Raw genomic sequence first — 26479 nt, forward strand, 5'->3', positions numbered from 1 at the left:
TCTCCTTGGGGGTTGTCAGGCGGCCTGCGCGGCGACGGCTGCCGCGCGGCTGTGTTCGATGTCGTGCAGCAAGCCGCCGGGACGGGTGTAGAAGGCCCAGGTGATGCCGAGGCAGAGCGCGTAGAAGGCCAGAAAAGCCCAGAGCGCCCCCACCGGAGAGCCGGTCATCGCGATCGAGCTGCCATAGGCCTTCGGGATGAAGAAGGCGCCATAGGCGGCAATGGCCGAGGTGAAGGCGATGATGGCGGCGCTCTCACGCTCGGACTGCTTGCGGCGCGAGACAGGATCCAGGTCGGGCATCAGGCGCGGGATCTCGCGGCCCATGATGGCGGGGATCATCTGGAAGGTCGACGCATTGCCCACGCCGGTCAGGAAGAACAGCGCCATGAAGCCTGCGAAAAAGGCCATGAAGCTGCCGGCCTGCAGCGCGCTGATGACGCCGAAGGTCACCAGGATCATGCCAAGGAAGGTCCAGAAGGTCACCCGGCCGCCGCCAAAGCGGTCGCTGATCCAGCCCGTGCCTGCGCGGCTGAGCGCGCCGACCAGCGGTCCGAGGAAGACGTATTGCAGCGCGTTCACCTCGGGGAAGGCCAGCTTGGTCAGCAGGGGAAAGCCCGCGGAATAGCCGATGAAGCTGCCGAAGGTGCCGGTATAAAGGACGCACATCAGCCAGTTGTGCTTGCGGGTGAAGATGACGGCCTGTTCACGGAAGCTGGCGCGGGCATCGGCGATATCGTTCATGCCAAGCCAGGCCGCAGCCGTCGCCATCAGGATGAAGGGCACCCAGATGAAGCCCGCGTTCTGCATCCAAAGCTGGCCGCCCTCGGACAGTTGCTGCGGCGCGCCGCCCATGGCGCCGAAAACGCCTGCGGTGATGACGACCGGCACAAGGAACTGCATGGCCGAGACGCCCAGGTTCCCCAGTCCGGCATTCAAGGCCAGCGCATTGCCCTTTTCGGCCTTCGGGAAGAAATAGGCGATGTTGGCCATCGACGAGGCGAAGTTGCCGCCGCCAAGCCCGCAGAACAGCGCCAGCACCAGGAAGATCACATAGGGCGTTTCCGGGTTCTGCACCGCATAGCCGATGCCAAGGGCGGGCAGCAGCAGAGAGGCTGTCGAAAGCGTGGTCCAGAGGCGGCCGCCGAAGATCGGCACCATGAAGCTGTAGAAGATCCGCAGCGTCGCTCCCGACAGGCCCGGCAGGGCGGCCAGCCAGAACAGCTGCTCGGTTGTGAAGTTGAAGCCGATGGCCGGAAGGCGGGCGACCACCATCGACCAGACCATCCAGACCGAGAAGCCCAGAAGCAGCGCGGGAATGGAAATCCACAGGTTCCTGCGCGCGATCCTGCGCCCTTTTTCGGCCCAGAACTGCGGCTCTTCGGGGCTCCAGTCCTCAAGCACGCGCGGCATGGCGGTGCGGGCCGGATCGTGGACCTCGGCCAGTTCCGGGAAGGTCGGCAGCTGGTCCAGCGCCTTGCCGTGGGACCGCCGCTCCATCGCGCGCACCGACAGGTGCATCCAGGCCGCCGAAACGACAACGATCCCGAAAAGCAGCGCGAAGCACGAGGTGTAGATGCCGGTCAGGTCCAGCAGCGCGCCGAAGACGATGGGCAGGACAAAGCCGCCAAGCCCGCCGATCATGCCCACGAGACCGCCCACGGCGCCGACATGGTTCGGGTAGTAGACGGGGATGTGCTTGAAGACGGCAGCCTTGCCCAGGCTCATGAAGAAGCCCAGCACGAAGAGCGTGAGCACGAAGGGCAGCATGCCCATCCGGGTCGAGAAGCTGATCAGGCCGTCCTTGCCGTGAACCACGTAGTCGGTCGGCGGATAGGACAGCATGAAGAGCAGCACGGCGGAAAAGCCGAAGGTCCAGTACATGACCGTCCGCGCGCCGAAGCGGTCCGACAGCATGCCGCCATAGGCGCGGAACACGCTGGCTGCCAGGCTGAAGGCCGCGGCCGCCATGCCCGCGAGGCGGACATCGGCGCCATAGACGTCGGTCAGGTAATGCGGCAGCCACAGCGCCAGCGCGACAAAGCCGCCGAAGACGAAGAAATAATAGAGGGCGAAGCGCCAGACTTGCAGGTTCTTCAGCGGCGCGAATTGCTGGGCCAGCGAAGGTGCGGCCAGGCCCTTGGCGCGGCGCTCGGCGAAGGCCGGATCGTCGCGCGCGATCAGAAAGAAGATCACGCCCATCAGCGCGATCCCTAGCGCCCAGATCTGGGCCACGGCCTCCCATCCCCAGGCGACCAGCACAAAGGGCGCCAGGAACTTGGTGACGGCGGCGCCGACATTGCCCATGCCGAAGATGCCCAGGGCCGTGCCCTGCCGACCGGCGGGAAACCACTTCGACACGTACGCCACGCCGATGATGAAAGAGCCCCCGGCAAGGCCCACGCCAAGCGCGGCCAGCAGGAACTGCGGATAGGTGTTCGCCCAGGTCAGCGCCCAGGTCGCAAGGCCCGTCAGGATCATCTGCGAGGCAAAGACGATCCGGCCGCCGAACCGCTCGGTCCAGACGCCGAGGATCAGGCGCGTCAGCGATCCGGTCAGGATGGGGGTGGATATCAGCAAGCCATACTGGAATTCAGTCAGACCAAGCTCTTTCTTGATGGTCAGTCCGACAATCGAAAAAATGGTCCAGACAGCGAAGCAAAGCGTGAAAGCGGTGGTGCTCAACCACAGCGCACGCTGCTGTTCTGGGATGGATGCGGTTACACGATCCGGCATTTGACAGCTCCGAAAGATCCTGCCGAGGGCAGTTCGAGGCCAGCCACCACATCCGCGACAAGGCAGTCTTGATCTGGATCAACTGTTGAATCTCTGGCCGAAGATTCGGCCTGTTCTTGCACTTCACCTTAGATGAAGCAGGGAATTCCCGGCCCGCGGATCCTTGAACGGGGTATTGCAAGACGGCATTTGCCAGCGCCGGGCTTGATTTAAGTCAAGGGTTGTGCACCGCTGTCCGGTATGCTTCGCAAGCTGATCAAGAAGGAGCACCGCAGGCATGCATGACCACGAACTTCGGGAAATTCGGGACCTTGATCTGTTCAGGAACATGGCCACGCCCAGCTTCGAAGCGCTCATGCAGGCTGCCTATTCCCAGGACTTCCCGGCCGAATTGCAACTGGTCCGCCAGGGCATGCGCGCCAACTTCCTTCATGTCCTGACCGCTGGCCGGGTGGAGCTCTTCGCCGAATGGAGCGACCAGCAGACGACGATGGCCATCGTCGAGCCGGTGACGAGCTTCATCCTTGCCGCATGCCTGCGCGATGCCCGCCACCTCATGTCCGCCAGGACGCTGCAGCCTTGCAAGCTGGTCCTGATCCCGGCGGCGGATGTCAGGGCGGCATTCAGGCGCGATCCGGATTTCGCGGTGGATGCCGCCAACGAACTGGCGGCAGGCTACCGCAGCATGGTCCGTCACACCAAGAGCCTCAAGCTGCGCAGTTCCCGGGAACGCCTTGCCGCCTTCCTGCTCAGGAACGCGGATGAGCACGGAGGCTCTCGGGGCTTCTCGCTGCCTTATGAAAAGAAGCTGATCGCTTCCTACCTGGGGATGACGCCCGAAAGCCTGTCCCGTGCCTTCCGGGCCCTGGCCGAACATGGCGTCCATAACCAGGGGGCGCGGGTTACCATAACGGATGTCGAGAAACTCAAGGCCCTGGCGTCCCCCAACGCGTTGATCGAATAGCCTTGGCAACCGCAGCGTCAGTGCGGATACATGGGCAAGCATATGGCCGACCCCCACGAACGAACTGGCGCAAGACGTTGCTTTTCGCGGGCATGGCTCGATGCGTCTGATTATCGTGTCCTGTAGCCCACTGCTCCCCCCATCATGCCTCGGTCACTTTCCTTCAGGATCGCGTGAGACGAATCAGCGGATGATGTATGCTTCCGAAGGTCAGCTTCGAGTATGTGTCGTGCGTTTTCCGTTGGCAGTTGTAGCGGCCCTCATGGCCGGAGAGGCTCGGGCCCAGGATGGGGTGGCGGATTGGGAATATTCTGTCGCCCTGTATGGCTGGTTCCCCGACACCCGCGTCAGTCTGGACACGCCGCTGGGTGAGGTCGAAGGCGAACTCAGCATCGGCGATGCGCTTGATTCGCTCGACATGGCGTTCATGGGCGCCTTTGCGGCGCAGAACGGACCGTGGAGCATGCTGGCCGACGTGCTTTATTTCGACTTGGGCAGGACGAAGACCAGGGACAAGCTGGCGCTGATCCGGGAAGCAGACATCGACAGCGACATCACCAGCCTCAACACCTATGTGACCTATCAGATCGTGGACCAGGGTTCGGCGCGGGTCGCCCGGGTGTGGGGCCCCGGTTCTATTGGACCGACAACGACGTGACCCTGACCAGCTTCAGGGGCTCGAACGCAGCTTCGGATCGGGCGACGAATGGGCCGATCCATCGATCGCAATTCGCTACCGCGGGCAGTTCGCCGAAAACTGGTTCGCCACCGCCATGGTCGATGTCGGCGGATTCGGCGTAAGCTCCGAGTTTACTTGGCAGGCGCTTGCAACCGTCGGCCACGAGGTCAACGACCAGCTTTCGTTCCAAGGGGCTATCGCTTCCTTGAAGCCGACCGGGACGAAGGGAACGGAGAGATCGAGGTCGAGATGTCAGGACCGGTCGTCGGACGGGTCTATCGTTTCTGAAGCCGGCGGTGGCGCGCATCATGGATAAGCTTCTCGACGAGGCAAGGGCAGGTGAAGGGGCTGCGGCTTTTCGCGGTCAGGCGCAGGAACCCAGGGTGTTCAAGGACAGGCCGGGCCGATCGGCTTGGCTTTTTTGGTTGAGAGGGACTAAGGCAATGTTCACGAGCAAGATAGCCTTCGGATTCGGCCTGTCCGCGATGGCCATGGTCCTGGCAGGCGCGACGGCCCGGGCAGACGACGCGGGAAGCGCCACGCCCGAACGAATCCGCGGAATGCCGGAAGGGCGACCCTATTCGCCCTATGCCGACCGCAACTTTCCCGCACGGCCCCTGTTCGGCGACACGCATCTGCACACGATGCTTTCCCTTGATGCGGGCGCCTTCGGCGCGCGCCTGTCGCCCACGGACGCATATCGGTTTGCCCGAGGAGAACAGGTGACGGCCTCGTCCGGACAACCGGTGCGGCTGAGCCGGCCGCTCGACTTTCTGGTGGTGGCGGATCATTCCGACAACATGGGTCTTTTTACCGACCTCCTGGCTGGCGCCCCCAATATCGTAAGCAACCCGCAGGGCCAACGCTGGTACAACATGATCCAGCAGGGCCAGGGACCTGCAGCCGCGCTCGAGCTTATCAAGGCGTTTTCCCAGGGCACCTTTCCCCAGGACCTCATGTATCTGCCCGGCAATCCCGCCTATACGAATACTTGGCACCAGATCATCCAGGCGGCCGAGGACGCCAACGATCCGGGCACCTTTACCGCCTTCATCGGCTATGAATGGACGTCCAACACCGGCGGAAACAACCTGCACCGCAACGTCATCTTCCGCGACGGCGGCGATCTTGCCCGGCAGGTCGTGCCGCTGACGGTGGTCGGCTCCGGCGGCAGCGACGACCCGCGCGACCTTTGGACCTGGCTGGCCGCCTATGAGGAAAAGACCGGCGGCAACGTCCTGGCCATTCCCCATAACGGCAACCTGTCGAACGGCCTGATGTTCCCGCTGATCGAGCCGGTGTCGGGCCAGCCCCTCGACGAGGCCTATGCCCGGAGTCGCGCGACCTGGGAGCGGGTCTACGAGGTCACGCAGATGAAGGGCGATGGCGAGGCGCACCCGGCGCTGTCACCCAACGACGAGTTCGCGGGCTACGAAACCTGGGACAAGGGCAATCTTGACCTGTCCGTGCCCAAGAAGCCGGAGATGCTGCAATACGAGTATGCGCGGGCCGCACTGCTGAACGGGCTCGCGCTCGGGGCGGAGTTGGGTGTGAACCCGTTCCAGTTCGGCATGATCGGCTCGACCGACGCCCACACCGGGCTCACCGCCGCCGAGGAGGACAACTTCTTCAGCAAGGTCGCCTCCGAGGAACCGAACCCGGAACGCATGCTGAAGCCCTTCATCAAGGGGTCCAGCGGCCTGTCCATCTTTGGCTGGGAAATCGTGGCGGGGGGCTATGCCGCAGTCTGGGCGACCGAGAACACCCGCGAGGCCATCTTCGACGCCATCGAGCGGCGCGAAGTTTATGCCACCACCGGCCCGCGCATGTCGGTGCGTCTGTTCGGTGGCTGGGACTTCGTTCCCGAGGACGTCAACACCCGCAGCCCGGGAGTTGAGGGCTACACCCGCGGCGTGCCGATGGGAGGCCAGCTGTCGAAGGCGCCCGAGGGCGGAGCGCCCCGCTTCCTCGTCGCCGCGCTCAGGGATCCGATCGGGGCGAATCTGGACCGCATCCAGATCGTCAAGGGCTGGATGGATGCAACCGGCGCGCTGCAGCAAAAGGTCTATGACGTGGCCTGGTCGGGCGGCCGCACGCCCGATGCCCAAGGCAAGCTGCCCGCGGTGGGCAACACGGTGGACGTGGTCAATGCCACCTGGACCAACACCATCGGCGCGCCCGAACTCATCACCGTCTGGCAGGATCCGGACTTCGATCCGGCCGAGCGCGCCTTCTACTATGCCCGCGTGATGGAAATTCCGACGCCCCGCTGGACCGCCTATGATGCCAAGTACTATGGCACCGCCAACATCCCCCCTGAGGTTCCGATGGTTCACCAGGAACGCGCCTATACGTCTCCGATCTGGTACAACCCGACGTGACGGCGCGGAAGGACGGCCGTCACGGACGCGAGCCGGAGCAGCCGATCGCGCCGGCCCGGCGGATGTCGAAAAGCGTCTCCTCCACCCCTTCCGCGCGCATCCGGGATCGAGGGCATGAGAGCGTGATGCGGATTCCTTTGCTTGCCCTGGCGATCTGCCTTGCCGCCGGCGCGGCTTGGGCCCATGACGGAGCCGCTGCCGGCGGGGGCTTTGTCACGGGCTTCCTGCACCCGGTCCTCGGCTGGGACCATGTCGCGGCGATAGTGGCCGTGGGGCTTTGAGGGGCCATCCTCGGCCATCCTGCCATCCTGGTTCTGCCGGGTCGCCTTTCCCGTCGTCATGTCGCCTGGGGACGCCTTGGGCGTTGCGGGCCTGCCCCTTCCGGGGGTCGAGACGGGCATCGCTGCATCGGCCGTTGTCTTGGGGATGGCGGTGGTGCTGGCCCGGCGGCCGCCGCTCTGGGTTGCGGCCGCCGTGGTGAGCTTCTTCGCCGTCTTCCACGGCCACGCCCACGCGACCGAGATGCCGGACGCGGCAAACCCCGTCGCTTATGCCGCAGGCTTCGTGCTGGGCACAGGGCTCCTCCATCTGGCAGGGATCGCCCTGGGCCTTTTCGTGCACAGCCCGGGCGGCCTGCTTGCGGTGCGCGCCCTGGGCGGCGTGATCGGGGCGACCGGGTTCGGCTTTCTGGCCGGCGTGCTGTGAAGCGGCAAGCGACCACCCTTGGCATCGCGATGGCATTCCTGCCCGAAGCGGTGCGCGCCCATGATGCCCTTGGCGACCTCGGGCCCTTTTACGCGAATGTCCTTCACCTTCTCGCCGATCCTGCGCAAGGCCATGTCATCGCCGCGCTGGCGGTTTTCCTGGCCCGCCAGCCTCTGGCCGCGGCGCAGGCGGGCTTTGCCGCCTTGGCGGCCTCGGTCCTGGCCGCGACGCTGGCCGTGCATCTTGGCCTGGCGGGTCCGAATGTCCTTTAGGTCAGCAGCCTGACCGCGCTGCTCCTCGCAATCCTTGCCCTTTCCGGGTTGCCCTTGGGCCGGGCGATTAGCGCCATCATGGCAGCAGCGGCAGGGCTGGCAGCGGGGTTTTTGATGGAATTGCCGACATCCACGGCCCGGGAGGCCGCACTGGCCGGGCTGGGCGGGGTCGTGGGCCTTTGTCTGGGCGCCCTGTTCATCTGGGGCGGCGTGGCATGGCTGCAGGACCGCTTGGGCCCGGATCGCGGGCGCTGTCGCGGCGGCCTGGATCGTGGCCGTCGGGCTGATGGCCCTGGCCCTGCCCGTCGCCTGAGCCGGGGCGTCAGAAGGCCGCGACCCGTCCCACGAACCAGACCGCCGCGATCCCGCCCAGAAGATAGCCGACGCTGCCGCGACCCAGGCTGCCGGGGCGGCCCAATGTCCGGATCGCCGCGGGATCAAGCCTTGCAAGCAGGTATCCGGCAAGCAGGACAGCCATGATGAAAAGCAGTTGCCCAACCTCTACCCCGAGGTTGAAGGCCAGCAGCGCCAGCGGGATGTCCCCCGACGGCAGGCCGATATCGAGCAGCGCGCGCGCAAAGCCCAACCCGTGCAACAGCCCGAAGGCGAAGGAAACGGCCCAGGGGTGTCGTTCCGACAGGCGAAGTCCGGCGCCCGCGGGGCGCACGATCTCGGCTGCGAGAAACATGATGGACAGCGCCACGACCGCTTCGACAGGGGGCGCGGGCACGACGATCCAGCCCAGGCTTGCCGCCCCCAGGGACACCGAATGGGCGGCGGTGAATGCCGTCACCGCACCGACAAGGCGCCTGCGGTCGCGGATCAGCAGGATCAGGGCGAAAACGAACATGAGGTGATCGACCCCCTTGAGGATGTGGTCGATCCCAAGCAGAAGATAGGTCCGGAAAACGCCCGCCCGGCCCATCCGCTGGGGCAGCGTGACGCCCGGCTCCAACGGCGTCAGGCGGATGCTGGCCGCCTGACCCGGGGTCGCCTCATATCGCACAAGGACGTCGGTCCGCGTGTCCTCCAGGCCGTCTATCGTGACCAGCCCGCCCGCGATCCCGCCCGCGCAGCGCGCCTGCCAGACAGAGATATAGGCATTCCCCTCGAAGCGGGCCTGGGGCGGGCGGCGGGCGTCACAGCTTTCCGGCAGGACGGCCTCGATGGCCATGGGCGCCCCTGCCACGACAGGTACCTTCCAGATGACCCTCCAGCGCTCGCCGCTTGCCGGGGTCAGTTCCAAATAGCCAGGCTGGAGGGCATGGGCGTGCGCCTCGCCCCCCGCAAGAAACAGAAGCACCAGCGCCACAGCGGTCAGCAAAGCCTGCATCATGGCGTCGCCGCGCCTTCGGGTAGAATGATATCGTATCGGGCACGCAGGCTCTGGTAATGGGCCTCGCGCTGGCGCTCGCCCTCCCGACGGCGCCAATCCTCCTCCACCAGCCTCCGTACCTCCTCGAAGGGGGGCGTTGTCGCCGGTGAAAGCGCTTCCAGCCGCACAAGGTGAAGGCCATAGGCCGACGTCACGGGGCCCGACCAATGGCCGCTCTCGAGAGCCCTGATGGCGTCGAAGAAGCCCGGCCCGAAGGTGCCGTCCACCTCCGCCGGCACAGCGCCACGCATGTGGAGCGGCAGGATCGATCCGTGGGCGAGTGCTTCCGGATCGGTCCCCGAACGGAGCTTCTCAAGCGCTGCCACGGCCTGCTCGGGGTGCGTGTCGCCCAGAAAGACTTGCGAGAACGTCATCAGGGGAGGCATGGCAAGACCTTCCTTGATCTCCTTGTAGTGAGCATGAAGCTGATCCTCGGTCACCTCGGCGGTCTCGGCTCCGACGACAGTCATGAACTCCATCTTCTGCTGCAATCTCTGGCGGATCACGACGTCGTCCCGGTCAAGTCCGAGCAGCAAGGCCTCGCGGTAGAACACCTCCTGTCGCAGATATTCGTCGAGGAGGCCCTTGCGCTCGGCCTCGGTCGGGGGCCGGGTCCAGGTCGCCGCGAACTGCGCTTCCAGCTGGGCGATGATCTCCCGGGTAATCTCGATGCGCTCGGCGGGCGGCGGCGGGGCCGGGGCAAAGACGGCATGCGCCGCGAACACCAGGGCGCCGATGAGCAGAAAATGCAGCATCGGCTCGGCAAGGAGACGCTGCAGAGACGGCCTTTGCCAGGGCCGTTCGTCTGGTCCGAGCAGAGAAACATCATCGCGTTGTGACATTGGCACCGATCTCCAGTGCTTCGCTTGTGCAGATGCACAACTCCAGATTTGCATGACTTGCAGGGCGTTCCAATATCGATCAACTCTCGTGACCACGGGATCAATTCGCTGAGCGTGATGGGGCCAGCGCGGGACCGGCGATGGTGCAGTCACCGCGCATTCGTGACCGAGCGACGCGATGGGTCGCTTGAGGCCGTGGCCGGTGGAGCTGCCTCGGAGCAGAACCGCAGGCGCAGGCCCGGACGCTCCAGCTTGCGCACGTACCTGCGGTCACGGGTCACCTGGGGAAGGACCTACGGCCTTGCAACTTGCGCTGCGGCGGCCAGTTCGGCTTCGAACCCGCGAAGCGTCCGGTCCTTCGGCACGGCAGCAAGCGCCTCCGTCAGGACCTGCCGCGCGGCCTCATCTCCACTTGTGGCGGCGGCAAGGCGCACAAGCATGATCCATGCCTCTGCCCGCTGGGGGTCCAGCCGCGTGACCTCGCGGAAGGCGCTTTCCGCTGCGGGAATGTTGCGTGTCGCAAGCGCCACGCTGCCAAGCACCATATGGGTTTCCGGAAAGTCCATGCGGGTGCCGAGGGCGGCCTGCCAGTCGCCCATGGCCCGGCGATAGGCTTTCTCCATGGCGGGCGGCAGGCGGGCGATGGGGGCGTCCACCATCTGCTTGGCCGCCTCGATGCGTACGGACAGCATCGGATCGGAGAGGAGTGGCACGAGACGCGACACGCGCTCTGTCGGCGGGGCGGCGCGCTGGACCTGGACGGCGAAGGCGCGGACGAGCGGGTCGGCGTCTTCCAGAAGCGGCGCGAGGCGCCCGGCCAGCGCCGCGTCGGCGCCCTGCGCCGCCAGCCAGAGCGCCGTCGCGCGGACGATCCCGGGGTGGGAGCTGTCGCCTGCCAGCGTACCGAGGTCGCCGCCGGCGGCGATCGGATCGGCCCGGCCCCAGGCAAGCACCTGCCCGTAATGAGGGATGCGATGGCGGCTGTCGGGAAACCAGGCTTCAAGCGTCGCGGCGGCCCAAGGGGGCGTCCTGTCCGAATGGCAGGCGGTGCAGGCATCGGGCGCGCCGGTATCGGCCGCAAGGTCAGGCCGAGGCACGCGAAACGAGTGGTCCGCCCGCCAGTCGTTGCCCATGTAGACGCGCTCCACCATGTGGCAGGACTTGCATTGCGCGGCCTTGCTGCCCTGATCGTGGAAGTGGTGCGCGGGGCTGTCATAGTCTGCGGGCGTCAGCGTGGGGAAGCGCGGATTGCCTGCGGGCGAATGGCACTGGGCGCAGACGGCGTTGCCTTCGGCCCGGAGCGTCGCCGTGTGGGCCTTGTGGCAGTCGGTGCAGCCCACTCCGGCCGCGTACATCTTCGACTGCAGGAAAGAGCCGTATTCATAGACTTCGTCGAGGATCTGCCCGTCCGCGTGGTATTGCCCCGGCCGCAGCAGCGCCAGCGTGAAGGCGTCGTGATAAGCCGTGCCGGGAAGCGGGTTGCCATCGCCCTGCGCTTCGCGGCGCGAATGGCAGGTCGCGCATTGCTGGATCGTGGCCTCGGTGTCGGCAAGGTCCACGGTAAAGCCGCCGGTGGGTGGCAGCGGCTCGCCTGTGGTCTTCCAGCGTTCTGCCCAGGCAAGGTGGTCACCCCCGGGTCCGTGGCAGGCCTCGCACCCCACGCCGATTTCGACCTGGCGGGAAGCGTAGGTGCGCGTCGCGGGGTCGTAGTTCTTCCTGTATCCGGTCGCATGGCATTCGGCGCAACGGGCGTTCCAGGTCTTGTAGGGGCCGGTCCAGTGCAGCCCGTCGTCTGGCGGGATCACGTCGTCCCCGTAAAGATGGAACCAGCCGCCCTTTTCGGTATCCCACACCACGTCGAAGCTTTGGAGCCGACCCGGCTCGGTTTCGAAAAGGTACTGCTGGAGGGGCTCGACCCCCACGACCGAATGGACCGGGTAGCTGCGCCGCGCGCCGTCGCTTTCGGTGACATCGGCGTAGTAGCGGCCGTCCTCGATGCGGAACCGAACGGACATGCCGGCGCCCTCGAACGCGGTGCCGTCGAAGTCGGTCGCCACCGTGCCGGGGCTCGGCTCTGTCCAGGCAAGCGCGTGGTGCGAACCCTTCCAGTCGGCCGCCACCGCCTCGTGGCAGCCCGTGCAGGCGGCGGAGCCCACGAAGGCGGGCGCCGTGGTTTCGGCCGCAAGGCCCGCGGCGGGCAGGAGCGCGAAGGTCGCGGCGATCAGGGTGCGTTGCAACCGCATGGCGATCCTTGCCGAAAGGCTGGCGACAGAAGCACGCCCGAACCGCGCCGCAAATGCCCGCCCCTTTGGGCGCGCGAGTCCCTGCCGGTTCATCTGCCGGGCCACACGCTTTTCCAGTCCTGCGCCATGTCCACCACCAGCCAGCCGCGTGCCGGGGCCTCGTCAAGCCCGCGGGCAAGCTGGCCGACATGGCTGTTGCGGTCATAGGCCCATTCGCGAGCCGCATCGGTGTGGTGGACGATCACCCCGAGGCGGGCGCCCTTTCCCGCGGTTGCCCATTCCAGCATCGCGAAGTCGCCGTCCGAGTTGCCCGCTACCAGGATCGGCCGCTTGCCGATGTGGGTGTCGATGCCGACGGGCTTGCCCTCCTTGTCGTCGATGAAGGCCAGCCCCGCATCCTTGAGGATCGTCGGCACATCGTCGATCACGGCATAGCGCGTCTTGCCCGCGCTGCCGATGACGTTCTCGGGCGGGATGCCATAGACCTCCTCGGCAAAGGCACGCACGAAATGGATGCCACCGCCCGAGACGATGTAGGTCTCGAATTCCTCGTCCCGGAGGTAGCTCAGAAGTTCGAGCATCGGCTGGTAGGTCATCTGTCGGTAAGGCCGCCCCGTCACCGGGTGGCGGGCGGTGTCGAGCCAGCCTGCGACGTTGTCCTGGAATTCGTCAACCGACAAGCCGGAATGCGATACGTTGACGATCTCGAGAAGCGCGGCCTCGCCGCCGGAAAGGGCGGCCTCCAGGTTCCCTTCGGCCGCCGCCTTCAGCGTATCGGAGGTCAGGATCGAGGGATCGCTTTCGGCGAGTTCGCCGATCCGTTCCATCGCGTAGAGGAACTGGAAATACACGGGCTGCTCGGCCCAGAGTGTGCCGTCGTTGTCGAAGACGGCGACACGGTCGGCCGGCGTCACGTACTCGGGGGACGCCGGATCGGTGACGCTTTCGACAAAGGTCAGGAGGGCGGCCTTCGGGTCGGTGTCGTTCCATGACGGCAAAGGGTCGGCAAGCAACGGCGAGCCGGCGATTGCCATCGCGCCTGCAAGCAGGAAACGGGCGAATATCATCAGGTGACCCCTTTTCACTCTGGCGGTGAAAATGCTGCGACGCCCACGCGTCACTGTCTTGGAGAAGGTTCCATCGCGGAAAAACGAGGGCGCCCTCGCCCGGGGGCGGGCGCCTTGCCGCAGGTGCGAGGGGTGAGGCCGCTTTCCGGCGCCCTCACCCCTCGCCTGTGATCTACTGGTTTCCGGCGGAGCCCGCCATGACCGCTTCCATCACGCGGTCGAGGTTGAAGCTTCCGGGTTTCTGACGGGGCGGGAAATCGCGGAAGCTCTGGAGCCAGTTGGCCACATAGGCACCCGCCGGAGCGATGACGAACATCCGTTCCATGAACCAGCGTTGATAGCCCATGGCGTTTTCCTCCCGGGCCCGTTCGAACGGGTCCATCCGCAGGTTCGTGATCATCGGCGCCCGAAGCTCGACAAAGGGCTCGAGCCAGACATCCAGCCCGTGCGCGTCCTGCCGCAGGAAGGTGATCTTCCAGTCGTTATAGCGCAGCGCCGCCACCGAGCCGTCATCGGTCCAGTAGAGGAATTCCTTGCGCGGCCAATCGCCCGTGCCCTGGAGCGCCGGGAGGAGGTTGTAGCCGTCGAGGTGCACCCTGTAGTCGCGCCCGATCGCCTGCACGCCGCCCAGGAGCTGCTCCTTGATGTCCGGCTGACCGGCGGCAGCGAGCAGCGTCGGAAGCATGTCCTCATGCGCGGCGATCTCGTTCGACACGGTTCCCGGCTCGATCACGCCGGGCCAGCGGATCATCGTCGGCACGCGATACCCGCCTTCCCACTGGGTGTTCTTCTCGCCGCGGAACATGGTCGTGCCGCCGTCGGGCCAGGTGAAGGTCTCGGCACCGTTGTCCGAGGAATACATCACGATGGTGTTGTCGGCGATGCCCAGTTCATCGATCTTGTCGAGAAGCTTGCCGACGTCCTGGTCGTGCTGGGCCATCCCGTCGGCATAGATGCCGTGGCCCGTGCTGTTCTCGAACTCATCGGGAAGATGCGTGAAGATGTGCATCCGGGTGGAGTTCCACCAGACGAAGAACGGATTGCCTTCGGCATGAGCCTTCTCGATGAACTCGAGCGCCGCTGCCGTAACCTCGCCGTCCACCGTCTTCATCCGCTCGCGCGTGAGAGGGCCGGTGTCGAGGATCTCGCCGCCGGCGGTCGAGCGGATGACGCCCCGCGGTCCGAAGCGCTCCTTGAAGGCCGGGTCCTCCGGATAGTCCACGTTCTCGGGCTCCTCCTCGGCGTTGAGATGGTAAAGGTTGCCGAAAAACTCGTCGAAGCCGTGGTTGGTGGGCAACATCTCGTCGCGGTCGCCCAGATGGTTCTTGCCGAACTGGCCCGTGACATAGCCCTGCTCCTTGAGGAGCCCCGCGATGGTCGGGTCCTCGATCCGCATGCCTTCCGGCGTGCCGGGCAAGCCGACCTTGGTAAGACCCGTGCGGATCGGCGACTGCCCGGTGATGAAGGCCGCGCGGCCCGCCGTGCAGCTCTGCTGGCCGTACCAGTCGGTGAAGAGCGCGCCTTCTTCAGCGATGCGGTCGATGTTGGGCGTGCGATAGCCCATCATCCCGTTGTTGTAGGCGCTTGTGTTGAACTGGCCGATATCGTCGCCCCAAATGACAAGGATGTTCGGCTTCTGGTCCTGCGCCAGCGCGATGCTGGCCGAACAAGCGAACGCCGCGATTGCAATGACGGCGGTCAATCCCCCCGGTCGCTCAGTCATGATAATCTCCCTTCACGGCATGCGAACGCCGTGCCACTTTTGACAAGCAAGGGGCCGCAAGGGCCGCCATCAGAGGACAATGCCGGCGGGGATCGCGATTCGATGGCTCAAATGAACCAATTCGTTCAGAATCAGATCTCCCGCCTCGGCGTTCTCGCCCAGACAGGCTGGCTTTCGCGGCAGCCCCTCGACTTTCAGGCCCGGATTTCGCGGCTCGGGCACTGGCGCGAGGCAAAGGCGGGTGAAATCCTCTACCTCGCGGGGGACGATGCAGACTGGATGGTCGGTCTGGCCGAAGGCGCCGTCGAGATCACCTTCCCGCTGGTAGGCGACGAACCGGTGGTGATCCACCGCGCCGAGCCGGGGTTCTGGACCGGAGAGGCCTCCGTGCTGGCGGACCAGAGGCGGCTGATTTCGATCGCTGCCGCCACCAGGGCGCGCGTCTTCGTTCTTTCCGCCCCGGGTATCCGCCGCATGCTGGAGGAAGAGCCACGCCATTGGAAACCCTTCTTCGAACTGAGCCTTACAAGCTCGTTGACGGCCGTCACCCTCCTGGCCGAGGCGCTCTCTCTTTCTCCCCGTGCGCGGGTCGCGAGAATTCTTCTCCGCCTCGCGCAGGCCGACGGGTCGGTGACCTGCAGCAAGGAGGATCTCGGCCGTCTCCTCGGCATGACGCGGTCAAGCGCCCGCCGGGCGCTGACAAGCCTCACCGAGATGGGCGCGGTCCAGAGCGGCTATGGCATCCTGTCCATCCGCGATCGCGGAAAGCTCGAGCGACTGACGGGCGAGGCTTGGCCCGGGGCCGACGCGTGCCAGCTTGGGAGCTGAGACGAGCGCGCAAGCATGGTCGCAACCGCAATGCCGTTCCGGATGTGCCCATCTCGTCTGGCGCGGCGGATGTGGTGTGGCAACAGTCCTGAACACGGCTCCATCGCAACCGCAGCCCTGGAAGACGTCGAAGGCCTGCGGTCAGCCAGGGGCGAGTTGGCGGACACGGCGCTCCGGGCCAGGCAGTAACCAGGAAAAATCCTGCAACCGGGTCGGCGCCGCGGGATCAGCAAGCTTGCGATCATGCCCGTCATGCGACCCAAAGGCGCGTCCTGCTGGTTGCCGCCTGGAGCGCCGGGACGGGTGACGAAGCGTCATCATGGAACGCTTGGCGGCGCGTCTTGTTGTTCTTGTCCCAATACCTCGATCACAGAAAGAACGTGAGAATGGCACAGAACCCCGCAGCTGAACTGGAGCAGGACACCAAGGGAACTTCCGAAGGGGTCCTCAACGATCTCAAGGCAGGCGCTTTCCATGTGGCCGAGCGGGCCGCCGCGACCGTGAACGATACGCTGGATGCGGGCCGCGAGCATGTCGGCCGCATCCGGGATGCAGGCCAGGGCTATGCCGAACGCGTGTATGAAACGGGACACAGGAAGGCCGAGGAAGCGGCGTTCTATGCAGAACTGGGCTATGAAGAGGCCCGTGACTGGACCCGCGGCCATCCGGCTCAAGCCCTGGGGCTCGCGGCGGGGATCGGCCTTCTGGTCGGTCTGCTGGTCGCGCGTCGCTGAGATGCGGCTTCGGGCGTAAGGGGACAATCTTGCGCGGAGTGCCGTGGCTCATCGGAATGGCCCGTAAGGCAACGAATGTCCCCGACGGCCACATGGCCGGCAGAGCCACGGCCTCTTCGACGCAGCCCTAATTCCTAGGGGCTACGATCTTCGCGCACGTCCCCGGCACCCTCGCGTTCTCGCACCAACCAGTACGGATCACATGGCAAGACACTCCTCCGAAGCCTCTGCAGACACCAAACCTCTCCGTTCCCATCAGGGACGGCGCAAGTGGGCCGTCGGACTTGCCGGCGTGGGCGTTCTCGCCGCGTCGGCTGTGGTCAACCACCGGCTTGCAAGGCAGGCGGAACGGCGCAATCCGCCTGCGGGGCGCTTCGTCGAGGTTGACGGAGTTCGCCTCCATTATCTGGAGCGTGGCGAGGGTCCTGCGCTGGTTCTGCTGCACGGCAACGGCAGCATGATCCAGGACTTTGCCTCCAGCGGTCTCATTGACCTGGCGGCACGGCGGCACCGGGTCATCGTGTTCGACCGTCCCGGCTATGGGCACAGCACGCGGCCGCGCGGTAGGGTCTGGAGCCCGGACGCCCAAGCCGAGCTTTTCCAGGCGGCACTTGAAAGGCTGGGCGTATCCCAGGCCGTGGTCCTGGGGCATTCCTGGGGGGCCTCGGTGGCGCTGGCACTGGCGTTGAAACATCCGCAGACAGTCCGGGCTCTGGTTCTGGCTTCGGGTTACTACTATCCGACGGCAAGGGTGGATATGGCGCTCCTGTCCGGTCCAGCGGTGCCTTTGCTGGGTGACGTCGCGCGCTACACCATTGCCCCGATTGCCAGCAGGCTCATCTGGCCCCTTCTTATGCGCAAGATCTTCGGCCCGGCACCGGTCCCGGCAAAGTTCAAGGCATTCCCGAGGGAGATGGCCGTGCGCCCGTCGCAAATCCATGCCGAGGCCGCGGAGTCGGCGCTCCTGATCCCGTCGGCTGCCGCGATGTGCAAGGACTATGCCAGCCTGACGATGCCGGTCGCCATCATCGCCGGGGCCGAGGATCGGCTGATCGATCCCGCCGCGCAATCGCTCCGGCTTCATCAAGCGATCGCCCAGAGCAGCCTTCACCTTGTTCCTGGCAGCGGCCACATGGTTCACCAGACCGATCCGGAGGCCGTCATGGGGGCGATACACGCGGCCTCTGATGGCGGGCGTTGACGCATTTCCGACAACCGATCGTCCGCGCTGAAGCGGCATTCCCTGCCAGGCAATTTCGGCGATGCCGCCCGAGTTCACCTGCGCGTGGCTGCACTGCAGCCTCTCCAATTTCGTCGCCGTTGTGAGTGGCGCAGGCAGCCTCGTGCTACACCTGCCGGAACACGGCGACAGCAGGTAACCGGCCTCGTCCCTGCGCGTCAGGATCCCTTGCAAAACTCTCCGGGAACATGCCTCGTGGCCGCCTCGTTGAGAACAGCGTGAAGCTTGAGAAAGGCAGACGAATTGACCGCAAGGGCTGATGGTGCGCGAGGGGCGCCCTCCAACCGGGAATATGCCATTGATCTGATGCGTGCCTTCGGCGGCGCGGTTATCTTCGCATTCCCCCTCCTGATGACGATGGAGATGTGGTGGCTCGGCTTCTACATCGACCCTCTGCGGCTCCTTGTGTTCCTCGCCCTGAACCTCGCGATCCTGTTCGGGCTGTCCTGTTTTGCAGGCTTTCGGGAGACATTTCATCTCAAGGAAGATGCGCTTGACGCCTTTGCAGCCTATGGCGTGGGCACGATCTCCTCGGCCGTGCTTCTGACGCTGTTCGGCATCATCACCTGGGACATGCCGCCGGGCGAAATCGCCGGCAAGATCGCAGTCCAGTCCGTTCCCGCCAGCATCGGCGCCATGGCCGCGCGCAGTCAGCTTGGCGACAACGAGGATGACGAAAAAGGCACGGAAGGCTATGCGGGTCAGTTGTTCCTCATGCTGGCAGGCGCGCTGTTCCTGGCCTTCAACGTCGCACCGACCGAGGAGATGATCGTGATTTCGTTCCTGATGACGCCCTGGCATGGGCTGGCGCTGGTCGTCGTCTCGCTCCTGGTGCTGCATGCCTTCGTTTATTCGCTGGACTTCTCCGGGCAGGAGGAACTGCCGGGTGATGGCGGCTTCTGGCGCACCTTTTTCGGCTACAGCATCGCTGGCTACGGAATCGCGCTGCTGGTCAGCCTTTACGTGCTCTGGACGTTCGGACGCCTCGACGGTCTGGGCGTGGGGCAGATCGCCATGATGACGGCAGTGCTGGGCTTCCCGTCGGCGCTCGGCGCCGCGCTGGCCCGACTGGTCGTGTGAGGCAACGGGAATGGAGCATCAGCACGTGCCGGGTCGGCAAGACAAGCGGCAGGACAGCAGAACGCCGATCCTCGAATGGATCGCGGCGGCCATCGGGCTGCTCCTGACGCTTGCAATGCTTGGGTTCATCAGTTGGCAGGCCTGGAGGAGCACGGGAGAAGAGCTCCCGGCCATCAAGGTACAGGTCCAGCGGATCGTGCCGGCCGCCGATGGCTGGGTCGTGGAAATCGCAGCCCTGAACCTGTCGGCTGCCACGGGCGCCGCGGTCCAGATCGAGGGAGAGTTGAAGCAAGGCGAGCGTGTGGTCGCGACAAGCCAGGTCACCCTCGACTATGTTCCCGGCAACTCGGAGCAGAGGGGCGGCTTGTTCTTTCGCGAGGATCCACGGGCGCATGTCCTGGAGGTGCGCGCCTTGGGCTATGCCAAACCTTGAACCCTCCGGGCACCCGACACCCTTGCCGCCCCAGCTGACGAGAGCCGCTGCCGTTTCGGCACGGCCTGCCGCGGCGGCAGGGGCCTTGATGTCTTCATCGCCATCAGCGCGGGCCCTTGGCCGCCGATTGCGACGGATTCCTTCAGGGAACCGTCACCACAATCGCCAGGCAATCGCCCTCATCATTTCCATGATAGCTGTGCAGCACACTGGAATCGAATGACATGGCGTCCCCCTCGGACAGTCTGGTCATCTCGTCATCGACGACCACCCCAAGGCTGCCGTTGATCACGTAGATGATTTCCTCGACCCCGTGCTGGTGCGGTTCCGACGGCGGGCTACCCTTGGGGAAGAACGCGAGGAAGGCCTCCATCCTTCGCTCGGCCAAAGGATAATCGAGGCTCTCGAACAGGTATGACGCAGGAGAAGCTCCTCCAGGGCTCTCCAGGCGAACGCGCTCACCCCTGCGCGTCACCGCGAACTTCATCTCGCTCTTCTTGAAGAAGTAGTCGAGATCGACCCTGAACACCAAGGCGATCCGAAGCAGGGTCGGCAATGTGGGGAAGACCTGCCCCCGCTCGATCTTTGACAGCATCGCCGGGGAAAGGCCGGTATGTTCGCTCAACTGGACCAGGCCGAGCTTCTTCCTGAGACGCAGTTCCCTCAGCCGCGGCCCGATGCGATATTTTTCCAGCTCTGCGGCCAGCGTGTCGGACATTATGCACCCCGGTTTATTTCACAGCAGGATAATGGCGCAACAGCGTTTTTCGTTTCAAGAAAACAATAAATAACCTCATGAAAATTTGATTGAGCGGAAAACGGGTTTTCGCGTTATGAACATGTCGCGGACCTCCGTGATCGATATGCAACCCGAGGAGCCCAACATGAAAAAGATGCCCGCCCTTGCTGCCGCCATGGCCGCCACCATGATCGGCTTTGCCCCCCTGCCGGTCCTTGCCGCAGACAAGGACATCGTCGACACGGCCGTGGCGGCCGGTGACTTCAGCACGCTTGCCGCGGCGCTGGAGGCGGCTGATCTGGTATCCACGCTGAAGGGAGAAGGCCCCTTCACCGTCTTTGCACCCACTGACGAAGCCTTTGCCAAGCTTCCCGCCGGCACTGTCGAAAATCTTCTCAAGCCCGAAAACAAGCAGCAGCTTGTGGATATCCTGACCTATCACGTCGTGCCGGGAAAGGTGATGGCAGCCGACGTGGTCGGCCTTGACGAGGCCAAGACCGTCAATGGCAAGATGATCGACGTCCAGGTCGAAGGCAACGCGGTCAAGGTTGACGGGGCAAATGTCACCGCGACCGATGTGGCGGCAAGCAACGGGGTCATCCATGTCATCGACCAGGTGATCCTGCCGCCGGAAAGCTGATCGTGGCGCCTTTTGCTCCAACGACTTGAGGGCAGGCCGTCAGTTCCTGCCTGAAAGACGCTCGGACAACCATGTGAGGGGGGCAAGTCTTGCCCTCCCCGTTTTCCTCCAGAAGGGCTCCGGTGCGCGAATGGCCTGATGGGACTCATCCCATGACTCCAGCGTGACAGCCGCTCTCCTACCCTCATGGGACAGCATCCGGAGGAAGAGAACGATTGACTTGCGGCAATTCCTGACAGAAGTACTTGAACCGTTGGCGCAGCTGCGTTGCGCGCTGCCTTCAGTTGAAAGCTTTGTCGGAATGCCCCTCGTCATGCGCAGCCTGCCACTTCTTGCCCTGTTCTTCTCTCCCTCCCTTGCAGCCGCTCAGCCCGAACCTTCACCGGCGGATGTGGTCGGCACCTATGCCGACATGGCGCTGGCGGTCTATGAGGACAGCGTGACCACCGCCGAGGCCCTGAAGACTGCCGTCGATGCGATGGTCGCGGCGCCTTCCCCGGACACGCTTGGCGCGGCGCGCGCGGCCTGGACCGCGGCCCGCGTTCCTTATCAGCAGTCGGAGGTCTTCCGGTTCGGCAACCCGATCGTGGACGACTGGGAGGGGCGGGTGAATGCCTGGCCCCTGGACGAAGGGCTGATCGACTATGTGGCCGAAGGCACGCCCTCGGCCGAGGACAATGATCTGGCGCAGCTCAACGTGATCGCGAACCCGGTGCTGGATCTGTCAGGCGAGACGCTGGACGCCACGACCATCACGCCCGATACGATCCGCACCCTGCACGAGGCTGGCGGGATCGAGGCGAATGTCGCCTCAGGCTATCACGCCATCGAATTCCTGCTCTGGGGACAGGACCTGAACGGCACCGGCCCCGGCGCGGGGAACCGCCCCTTCACGGATTTCGTGACGGGCGAGGGCTGCACGGGCGGCAATTGCGAGCGCCGCGCCCAGTATCTGGTCGCCGCGACCGAGTTGCTGGTCGAGGACCTGCAGGAGATGGTCGGCAACTGGGGACCGGACGGCGAGGCGCGCAAGGCCGTCACCGCCGATCCACAGGCCGGTCTTCATGCCATGCTGACCGGGATGGGCAGCCTGTCCTATGGCGAGCAGGCGGGCGAGCGCATGAAGCTGGGCCTGATGCTGAACGATCCGGAGGAGGAGCATGACTGCTTTTCCGACCAGACGCATCTGAGCCACTACTACGACGGCCTGGGCATCCGGAACGTCTATCTGGGCCGCTACACGCGCATCGGCGGCACCGAGGTCTCGGGTCCGTCGCTGTCGGAACTGGTGGCGAAGTCCGAGCTGGCCGTTGACGAGGCGCTGCGGGCGGACCTGGACGCGACCATGGCCGCGCTGACCGGACTGCGGGGAAAGGCCGAGCGTGGCATGGCCTATGACCAGATGCTGGCGCCCGGCAATGCCGAGGGCGCGGCGGCGATCCAGGCCGGGGTCGATGGCCTGGTGAAGCAGACGAAATCCATCGAGCGGGCGGTTGCAGTGCTTGGCCTGAACCAGATCGCGGTCGAGGGATCCGACAGCCTCGACAACCCCGATGCGGTCTTCCAATAGGGTCGAGCACCCATGACCCGGCCTGTGCTGGCCAGGGATTTCTTCCCGGCCTCTGCCTCCATGCGCTCCCTTGCCCTTCTTCTTGCATGTGGCTTGGCGCTGACCGTCAGCGGATCTGCGGCCTTTGCCGAAACCGCCTCTGACGCCGTGCGCGCGGTCCCCGTCGCGCCAGAGACCAGCGACACGGCGGAGTGGAGGGCCGAGCCGCATCTGGACATTGTCCCGCGCACCAAGGCCGAAGCGGGCCGGATCTCGGCGGTGCTGGCACCTCCGGTCGAATTCAGCGCCCCCGAGCCTTTCGAGGGCAAGCCCGCCGGGGCGGCCACGACGCGCTTCATTCCGACCGCCGAGGCCTTTTCGCAGTTTTCGCCCAACATGCCGGTCGAACGCGAGATGGACTTCAAGATCGGCAATGCCATCTTCCGCAAGCTGTGGGTCGGTGCGCCCTCCTCGACCAGGGGAAGCGACGGGCTTGGCCCGCTTTATAATGCGCGGGCCTGCCAGAACTGCCATGTCAAGGACGGCCGCGGCCATCTGCCCGAGGGGCCGGACGACAGCCGCGTCTCGGCCTTGCTGCGCCTGTCGGTTCCCGGTGGACCGGACCGACCCGAGATCCCCGACTACATCCCGACCAGCCCCGATCCGGTCTATGGCGGGCAGCTTCAGGATCTGGCGCTTGCGGGTTTTCTGGCCGAGGCGCGGATGGGGGTGACCTGGACCGAGGAGCCGGTGACGCTGGCTGGTGGCGAGGTCGTCCACCTGCGCCGCCCCACCTATGCGGTCGAAAACCCGGCCCATGGCGCCCCGCACCCCTACCTGCAGATATCCCCGCGTGTGGCGCCGCAGATGATCGGCCTGGGCCTGCTGGAGGCGGTCCCGGCTGCCGACATTCTTGCACTGGCCGATCCCGGGGACAGCGATGGCGACGGCATATCCGGCCGGCCTCAGATCGTCTGGTCCAGCGAGTTCGACCGCCCGATGCTGGGCCGCTTCGGCCTCAAGGCAGGCAATGCGACCATCCGCGAACAGGCTGCCAGCGCGTTTCTGGGGGACATGGGCCTGTCGAACCCCCTGTTTCCCTTCGCCTTCGGGGAATGCAGCGAAGCCCAGGCCGATTGCCGCGCCGCGCCCGAGGGTCAGGAAACAGGCGTCCGGGACGGGCTGGAGGTGGACCGGGAGAGCCTCGACCTGGTGAGCTTCTACAGCCGCAACCTGGCCGTTCCGGCGCGACGTGACCTAGACGATCCGCAGGTGCTGCGCGGCAAGGAAATCGCTTATGGCATCGGCTGCACCGCGTGCCACAACCCGAAATTCGTGACGCACCGCCTGCAGGACCAGCCGGAGCAAAGCTTCCAGTTGATCTGGCCTTACACCGACATGCTGCTGCACGACATGGGCGAAGGGCTTGCCGACAACCGCCCCGAAAGCCGCGCCGACGGGCGGGAATGGCGCACGGCGCCGCTGTGGGGCGTATCGCTGAACGGGCAGGTGACCGGGGTGGAAAGCTATCTGCACGACGGGCGCGCCCGGTCGCTGATGGAGGCCATCCTGTGGCATGGTGGCGAAGCGCAGGCGGCCCGCGACTCTGTCGTGGACCTGCCTGCCCCGGACCGAAAGGCATTGGTCGCATGGCTGCAATCGCTCTGATCCGCGCGGCCGCCCTGGTCGCGCTTATGTCCGGCCCCGCCGCAGCCGACGTGGCCGAGGCGATCGACGACGTGATCACCCCCGCCTATGCCCGGCTGGCCGACGCCGCATCGTCGCTGGACGCGGCGGCGCAACATGACTGCTCGGCCCCTGCGATGCAGGCCCCTTTCCAGAAGGTCTGGGATGCCTGGGCCTATATAGACTTCCTGCGGATCGGGCCCGTGGAGGAAGACGGCCGCGCTTTGGCGATGGCCTTCTGGCCCGATCCAAAGTTCTCTGGCCTGCGCACGCAGCAGGCGCTGATTGCGGGCGATCCCGGTGTCATCGCCGATCCCTCGCGCTTTGCCGAAGTCTCGGTCGCCGCCCGTGGCCTGGCGGGGTTGGAACGTCTGCTTTACCCGTCCCAGGTGGCGGGGGACGAGACAGCCTTTTGTGCCCTGCGGCGGGCAACCGCCGCCGACCTTGACCGGATGACCCTGGCCATCGCGGCTGAATGGCCGGCGCATGCGGTGCTTTTGCAGGCGCCCGGCGACGCCAATCCCAGCTATCTCAGCCGGGACGAGGCTCGGCAGGCGCTGTTCACGCAGGTCGTGACGGGGCTGACCTCGCTGGCCGATACCCGGCTGGGGCGCCCGCTTGGCACCTTCCAGAAACCCCGGCCCGAACGCGCCGAAGCCATCGCCTCGGGCCGGAGCCTGCGCAACATCACCCTGTCGCTGACCGGCATGCGCGATCTTGCGCTAGCGCTGCATCCCGATGCGCCGCAGACGCGCGCAGCCTTCGATCGGGCACTGTCGCTGTCCATCGACCTGGACGATCCTGTCCTGGCAGGGGTGGCCAATCCGCAGGGTCGGCTCAAGGTCGAGATCCTGCAACAGGCTGTCGAGGCGGCCCGTGCCGCCGTCGAGGCCGAGATCGGCACCGCCCTTGGCATCTCGACGGGGTTCAATTCCAAGGATGGCGACTGATGACTGACCGCCGCACGCTGCTCAAGGGTCTTGCCGCCGCCGCGATCCTGCCAGGACGGGGCTGGGCTGCCGCGGGGTCGCCCGAATGGCTCGCCGCCGCGCGGGCGGCGGACGGCAGCTACGCGCTTTACGGTCTGGATACGGGCGGAGGGTTGGTCTTCGCCGTTCCCCTGCCCTCCCGCGGGCATGCCGCTGCCGCCCATCCGGCGCGGGCCGAGGCCGTGGCCTTCGCCCGCCGCCCCGGCACCTATGCCTTGATCCTCGATTGCCGCACGGGCGCCGTGTCGGGGCGCCTCGCCCCGCCCCGGGGGCTTCAGTTCAATGGCCACGGCGCCTTCTCGCCGGATGGCGCGCGGCTTTACACCTCCGAGGTCGTGGCAAAGGGATCGGCTGGCCGCATCGGCATCTGGGACGCCACGCGCGGTTATGCACGCCTAGGGGACATGGACAGCCATGGCATCGGCCCGCACGAACTGCGCACGCGCGCGGATGGCGCGGTCGTCGTCGCCAACGGCGGGATCGAGACCGATCCGCAGGACAGGACGCCGCTGAACCTGGACCGGATGCGCCCGAACCTTGCCGTGCTCTCGGCCGGAGGCAGCCTGCTATCGCGAAGCGAGCTGGCGCCGGAACTGCACCAGAACTCCATCCGCCATCTGGCGCTGCTGCCCGCCGGGGTGGCCTTTGCGATGCAATGGCAGGGCGATCCGGCCGAGCCGATCCCGCTGCTGGGGATCATGGGGCAGGAGATGCGTCTGGCCGATGCGCCCGAGGAAGAGGCGATGGCGATGCAGGGTTATGCGGGCTCCATCGCTGTCAGCGGCGGGCTGATCGCGGTGACCTCGCCCCGGGGCGGCGTGGTCATGATCCATGGCGTGGACGGCACCCACCGGGCGACGCTGCGCCGCGCCGATATCTGCGGCGTGGCCGCCGCGTCCGATGCGCCATTCGCGCTGACGGACGGCGGCGGCGCGGTCTGGGCTGCGGACGGGACGGCACTGCGCCTGCGGGCGCGTCACGACCTTGCTTGGGACAATCATCTCGTCAGGATCGGCTGAGCAGCTCCTGCGGCAGGGACCGGAGCGCAGGCTCGCGCGGTGTGCGTGATGCCGCAGTTGCCGCATCCGCCACGATCCGGAGTGGCGGGGGTGCGGCGTATCGTCGCGCCTGCCGGTTTCTTGCGGCGAGCGCGCCAGCCAGACGTGCTTCCCCATCTCCCGTTTAGATGGCGATGCCAGGTTCAGGACAGATGTGGCGACATCCTCCTGAACTCATCAATCTTGCTGCAATCATTACCTTTTTGCTTCGACATCTTGAGGATGAAGCGAAGGGTATCCTTGGCACAAGGATGCAATGCAGGCTGGAGTAAATTTATTTACAGGATGAGACATCCTTTGGTGAATAGATTTACAATATTATCGTTTTTTCAAAAAGGCTTAACACTTATTTCCAAATGTGTTTTACATCTTCCTACACACTCGTGTGGCGCCTGATCTGAACGACGGGGTGGCCGGGCGCAGGCCGAGGAACCGGCGCTATAGCCAGGAGGGAAGATGAGCCAGGAACTGATTGAAAAGCATCCCATTCCGGCGGGGTTCGAGAAGGCCCTGTGCGGT

The 26479-nt window shown here is 65.6% G+C and carries 23 protein-coding genes; 16 read left to right on the top strand and 7 right to left on the bottom strand.

Annotated features, from left to right (window positions below):
* Positions 1-15: 15 nt before the first annotated feature.
* On the bottom strand, positions 16-2682 hold the full coding sequence (locus OU682_RS12045; protein ID WP_329609800.1) for a nitrate/nitrite transporter: 2667 nt from the start codon (positions 2680-2682) through the stop codon (positions 16-18).
* A 328-nt stretch (positions 2683-3010) separates the two neighbouring features.
* Between OU682_RS12045 and OU682_RS12050 the strand changes: the two genes are divergently transcribed.
* From OU682_RS12050 to OU682_RS12075, 6 genes are all read left to right on the top strand, one after another.
* Positions 3011-3697: a helix-turn-helix domain-containing protein gene (locus OU682_RS12050; protein ID WP_268942369.1), complete on the top strand. Its 687-nt coding sequence runs from the start codon at positions 3011-3013 to the stop codon at positions 3695-3697.
* 292 nt (positions 3698-3989) lie between these two features.
* On the top strand, positions 3990-4355 hold the full coding sequence (locus tag OU682_RS12055) for a hypothetical protein (RefSeq protein ID WP_268942370.1): 366 nt from the start codon (positions 3990-3992) through the stop codon (positions 4353-4355).
* Between the two features lie 464 nt (positions 4356-4819).
* Complete coding sequence (locus OU682_RS12060) at positions 4820-6757, top strand: DUF3604 domain-containing protein (RefSeq protein ID WP_268942371.1); 1938 nt, start codon at positions 4820-4822, stop codon at positions 6755-6757.
* Between the two features lie 125 nt (positions 6758-6882).
* Positions 6883-7038 (top strand): HupE/UreJ family protein, encoded by a 156-nt coding sequence (locus tag OU682_RS12065; RefSeq protein WP_268942372.1) that lies wholly within the window; start codon positions 6883-6885, stop codon positions 7036-7038.
* A gap of 76 nt (positions 7039-7114) precedes the next feature.
* A complete protein-coding gene (locus OU682_RS12070; protein ID WP_268942373.1) occupies positions 7115-7462 on the top strand; it encodes a HupE/UreJ family protein in 348 nt (115 codons plus the stop codon).
* Positions 7459-7734, top strand: coding sequence for a hypothetical protein (locus tag OU682_RS12075; protein WP_268942374.1), 276 nt, complete (start codon positions 7459-7461; stop codon positions 7732-7734). Before OU682_RS12070 ends, OU682_RS12075 begins: the two co-directional genes overlap by 4 nt.
* 322 nt (positions 7735-8056) lie before the next feature.
* Here the strand turns inward: OU682_RS12075 and OU682_RS12080 are convergent, their stop codons facing one another.
* The 5 genes from OU682_RS12080 to OU682_RS12100 form a co-directional block, all read right to left on the bottom strand.
* On the bottom strand, positions 8057-9070 hold the full coding sequence (locus tag OU682_RS12080) for a HupE/UreJ family protein (protein ID WP_268942375.1): 1014 nt from the start codon (positions 9068-9070) through the stop codon (positions 8057-8059).
* On the bottom strand, positions 9067-9864 hold the full coding sequence (locus OU682_RS12085) for a peptidylprolyl isomerase (RefSeq protein ID WP_268942376.1): 798 nt from the start codon (positions 9862-9864) through the stop codon (positions 9067-9069). Before OU682_RS12085 ends, OU682_RS12080 begins: the two co-directional genes overlap by 4 nt.
* Positions 9865-10244: 380 nt before the next feature.
* Entirely contained in the window at positions 10245-12194 is a 1950-nt protein-coding gene (locus tag OU682_RS12090; RefSeq protein ID WP_268942377.1) for a multiheme c-type cytochrome, read from the bottom strand.
* 89 nt (positions 12195-12283) lie between these two features.
* Positions 12284-13261: an HAD family hydrolase gene (locus OU682_RS12095; protein ID WP_268942378.1), complete on the bottom strand. Its 978-nt coding sequence runs from the start codon at positions 13259-13261 to the stop codon at positions 12284-12286.
* Positions 13262-13433: 172 nt separating this feature from the next.
* Positions 13434-14984, bottom strand: a complete 1551-nt coding sequence (locus tag OU682_RS12100) for an arylsulfatase (RefSeq protein ID WP_268942379.1) — start codon at positions 14982-14984, stop codon at positions 13434-13436.
* Between the two features lie 111 nt (positions 14985-15095).
* On the opposite strand from OU682_RS12100, the gene OU682_RS12105 reads away from it, so the two are divergent.
* The 5 genes from OU682_RS12105 to OU682_RS12125 all read left to right on the top strand — a co-directional run bounded on the left by OU682_RS12105 (position 15096) and on the right by OU682_RS12125 (position 19299).
* Positions 15096-15812, top strand: coding sequence for a Crp/Fnr family transcriptional regulator (locus tag OU682_RS12105; protein ID WP_268942380.1), 717 nt, complete (start codon positions 15096-15098; stop codon positions 15810-15812).
* Positions 15813-16198: 386 nt separating this feature from the next.
* On the top strand, positions 16199-16546 hold the full coding sequence (locus OU682_RS12110) for an ElaB/YgaM/YqjD family protein (protein ID WP_268942381.1): 348 nt from the start codon (positions 16199-16201) through the stop codon (positions 16544-16546).
* Between the two features lie 292 nt (positions 16547-16838).
* Positions 16839-17747: an alpha/beta fold hydrolase gene (locus OU682_RS12115; protein ID WP_268942382.1), complete on the top strand. Its 909-nt coding sequence runs from the start codon at positions 16839-16841 to the stop codon at positions 17745-17747.
* Between the two features lie 282 nt (positions 17748-18029).
* The gene (locus OU682_RS12120; protein ID WP_268942383.1) at positions 18030-18866 is read left to right on the top strand and encodes a TIGR02587 family membrane protein; all 837 of its coding nucleotides are present in this window, start codon (positions 18030-18032) and stop codon (positions 18864-18866) included.
* A gap of 10 nt (positions 18867-18876) precedes the next feature.
* Positions 18877-19299, top strand: a complete 423-nt coding sequence (locus OU682_RS12125) for a TIGR02588 family protein (RefSeq protein ID WP_268942384.1) — start codon at positions 18877-18879, stop codon at positions 19297-19299.
* A gap of 142 nt (positions 19300-19441) precedes the next feature.
* Here the strand turns inward: OU682_RS12125 and OU682_RS12130 are convergent, their stop codons facing one another.
* Entirely contained in the window at positions 19442-20017 is a 576-nt protein-coding gene (locus OU682_RS12130) for a helix-turn-helix domain-containing protein (protein WP_268942385.1), read from the bottom strand.
* A 166-nt stretch (positions 20018-20183) separates the two neighbouring features.
* Here OU682_RS12130 and OU682_RS12135 point away from each other — a divergent pair, with 166 nt between their 5' ends.
* The 5 genes from OU682_RS12135 to OU682_RS12155 all read left to right on the top strand — a co-directional run bounded on the left by OU682_RS12135 (position 20184) and on the right by OU682_RS12155 (position 25921).
* Positions 20184-20678, top strand: coding sequence for a fasciclin domain-containing protein (locus OU682_RS12135; RefSeq protein ID WP_371832240.1), 495 nt, complete (start codon positions 20184-20186; stop codon positions 20676-20678).
* A gap of 313 nt (positions 20679-20991) precedes the next feature.
* Positions 20992-22248 carry an imelysin family protein gene (locus OU682_RS12140; RefSeq protein ID WP_268942387.1) on the top strand — a complete coding sequence of 419 codons (1257 nt, stop codon included), beginning with the start codon at positions 20992-20994 and terminating at the stop codon, positions 22246-22248.
* 12 nt (positions 22249-22260) lie between these two features.
* Entirely contained in the window at positions 22261-23895 is a 1635-nt protein-coding gene (locus OU682_RS12145; RefSeq protein ID WP_268942388.1) for a di-heme oxidoreductase family protein, read from the top strand.
* Positions 23877-24863 carry an imelysin family protein gene (locus OU682_RS12150; RefSeq protein WP_268942389.1) on the top strand — a complete coding sequence of 329 codons (987 nt, stop codon included), beginning with the start codon at positions 23877-23879 and terminating at the stop codon, positions 24861-24863. Before OU682_RS12145 ends, OU682_RS12150 begins: the two co-directional genes overlap by 19 nt.
* Entirely contained in the window at positions 24863-25921 is a 1059-nt protein-coding gene (locus tag OU682_RS12155) for a DUF1513 domain-containing protein (RefSeq protein WP_268942390.1), read from the top strand. Before OU682_RS12150 ends, OU682_RS12155 begins: the two co-directional genes overlap by 1 nt.
* The last annotated feature ends 558 nt before the right edge of the window (positions 25922-26479 follow it).

Source organism: Paracoccus benzoatiresistens (genome assembly GCF_026913015.1).
Lineage (GTDB): Bacteria > Pseudomonadota > Alphaproteobacteria > Rhodobacterales > Rhodobacteraceae > Paracoccus > Paracoccus benzoatiresistens.

Bases quoted from the DNA above. Each gene is read 5' to 3' on its own strand.
- OU682_RS12090 (WP_268942377.1), bottom strand. From the start codon at position 12,194: ATGCGGTTGCAACGCACCCTGATCGCCGCGACCTTCGCGCTCCTGCCC.
- OU682_RS12125 (WP_268942384.1), top strand. From the start codon at position 18,877: ATGGAGCATCAGCACGTGCCGGGTCGGCAAGACAAGCGGCAGGACAGC.
- OU682_RS12105 (WP_268942380.1), top strand. From the start codon at position 15,096: ATGAACCAATTCGTTCAGAATCAGATCTCCCGCCTCGGCGTTCTCGCC.
- OU682_RS12065 (WP_268942372.1), top strand. From the start codon at position 6,883: ATGCGGATTCCTTTGCTTGCCCTGGCGATCTGCCTTGCCGCCGGCGCG.
- OU682_RS12110 (WP_268942381.1), top strand. From the start codon at position 16,199: ATGGCACAGAACCCCGCAGCTGAACTGGAGCAGGACACCAAGGGAACT.
- OU682_RS12080 (WP_268942375.1), bottom strand. From the start codon at position 9,070: ATGATGCAGGCTTTGCTGACCGCTGTGGCGCTGGTGCTTCTGTTTCTT.
- OU682_RS12095 (WP_268942378.1), bottom strand. From the start codon at position 13,261: ATGATATTCGCCCGTTTCCTGCTTGCAGGCGCGATGGCAATCGCCGGC.
- OU682_RS12145 (WP_268942388.1), top strand. From the start codon at position 22,261: ATGACCCGGCCTGTGCTGGCCAGGGATTTCTTCCCGGCCTCTGCCTCC.
- OU682_RS12150 (WP_268942389.1), top strand. From the start codon at position 23,877: ATGGCTGCAATCGCTCTGATCCGCGCGGCCGCCCTGGTCGCGCTTATG.
- OU682_RS12100 (WP_268942379.1), bottom strand. From the start codon at position 14,984: ATGACTGAGCGACCGGGGGGATTGACCGCCGTCATTGCAATCGCGGCG.
- OU682_RS12140 (WP_268942387.1), top strand. From the start codon at position 20,992: ATGCGCAGCCTGCCACTTCTTGCCCTGTTCTTCTCTCCCTCCCTTGCA.
- OU682_RS12085 (WP_268942376.1), bottom strand. From the start codon at position 9,864: ATGCTGCATTTTCTGCTCATCGGCGCCCTGGTGTTCGCGGCGCATGCC.
- OU682_RS12050 (WP_268942369.1), top strand. From the start codon at position 3,011: ATGCATGACCACGAACTTCGGGAAATTCGGGACCTTGATCTGTTCAGG.
- OU682_RS12130 (WP_268942385.1), bottom strand. From the start codon at position 20,017: ATGTCCGACACGCTGGCCGCAGAGCTGGAAAAATATCGCATCGGGCCG.
- OU682_RS12155 (WP_268942390.1), top strand. From the start codon at position 24,863: ATGACTGACCGCCGCACGCTGCTCAAGGGTCTTGCCGCCGCCGCGATC.
- OU682_RS12135 (WP_371832240.1), top strand. From the start codon at position 20,184: ATGAAAAAGATGCCCGCCCTTGCTGCCGCCATGGCCGCCACCATGATC.
- OU682_RS12060 (WP_268942371.1), top strand. From the start codon at position 4,820: ATGTTCACGAGCAAGATAGCCTTCGGATTCGGCCTGTCCGCGATGGCC.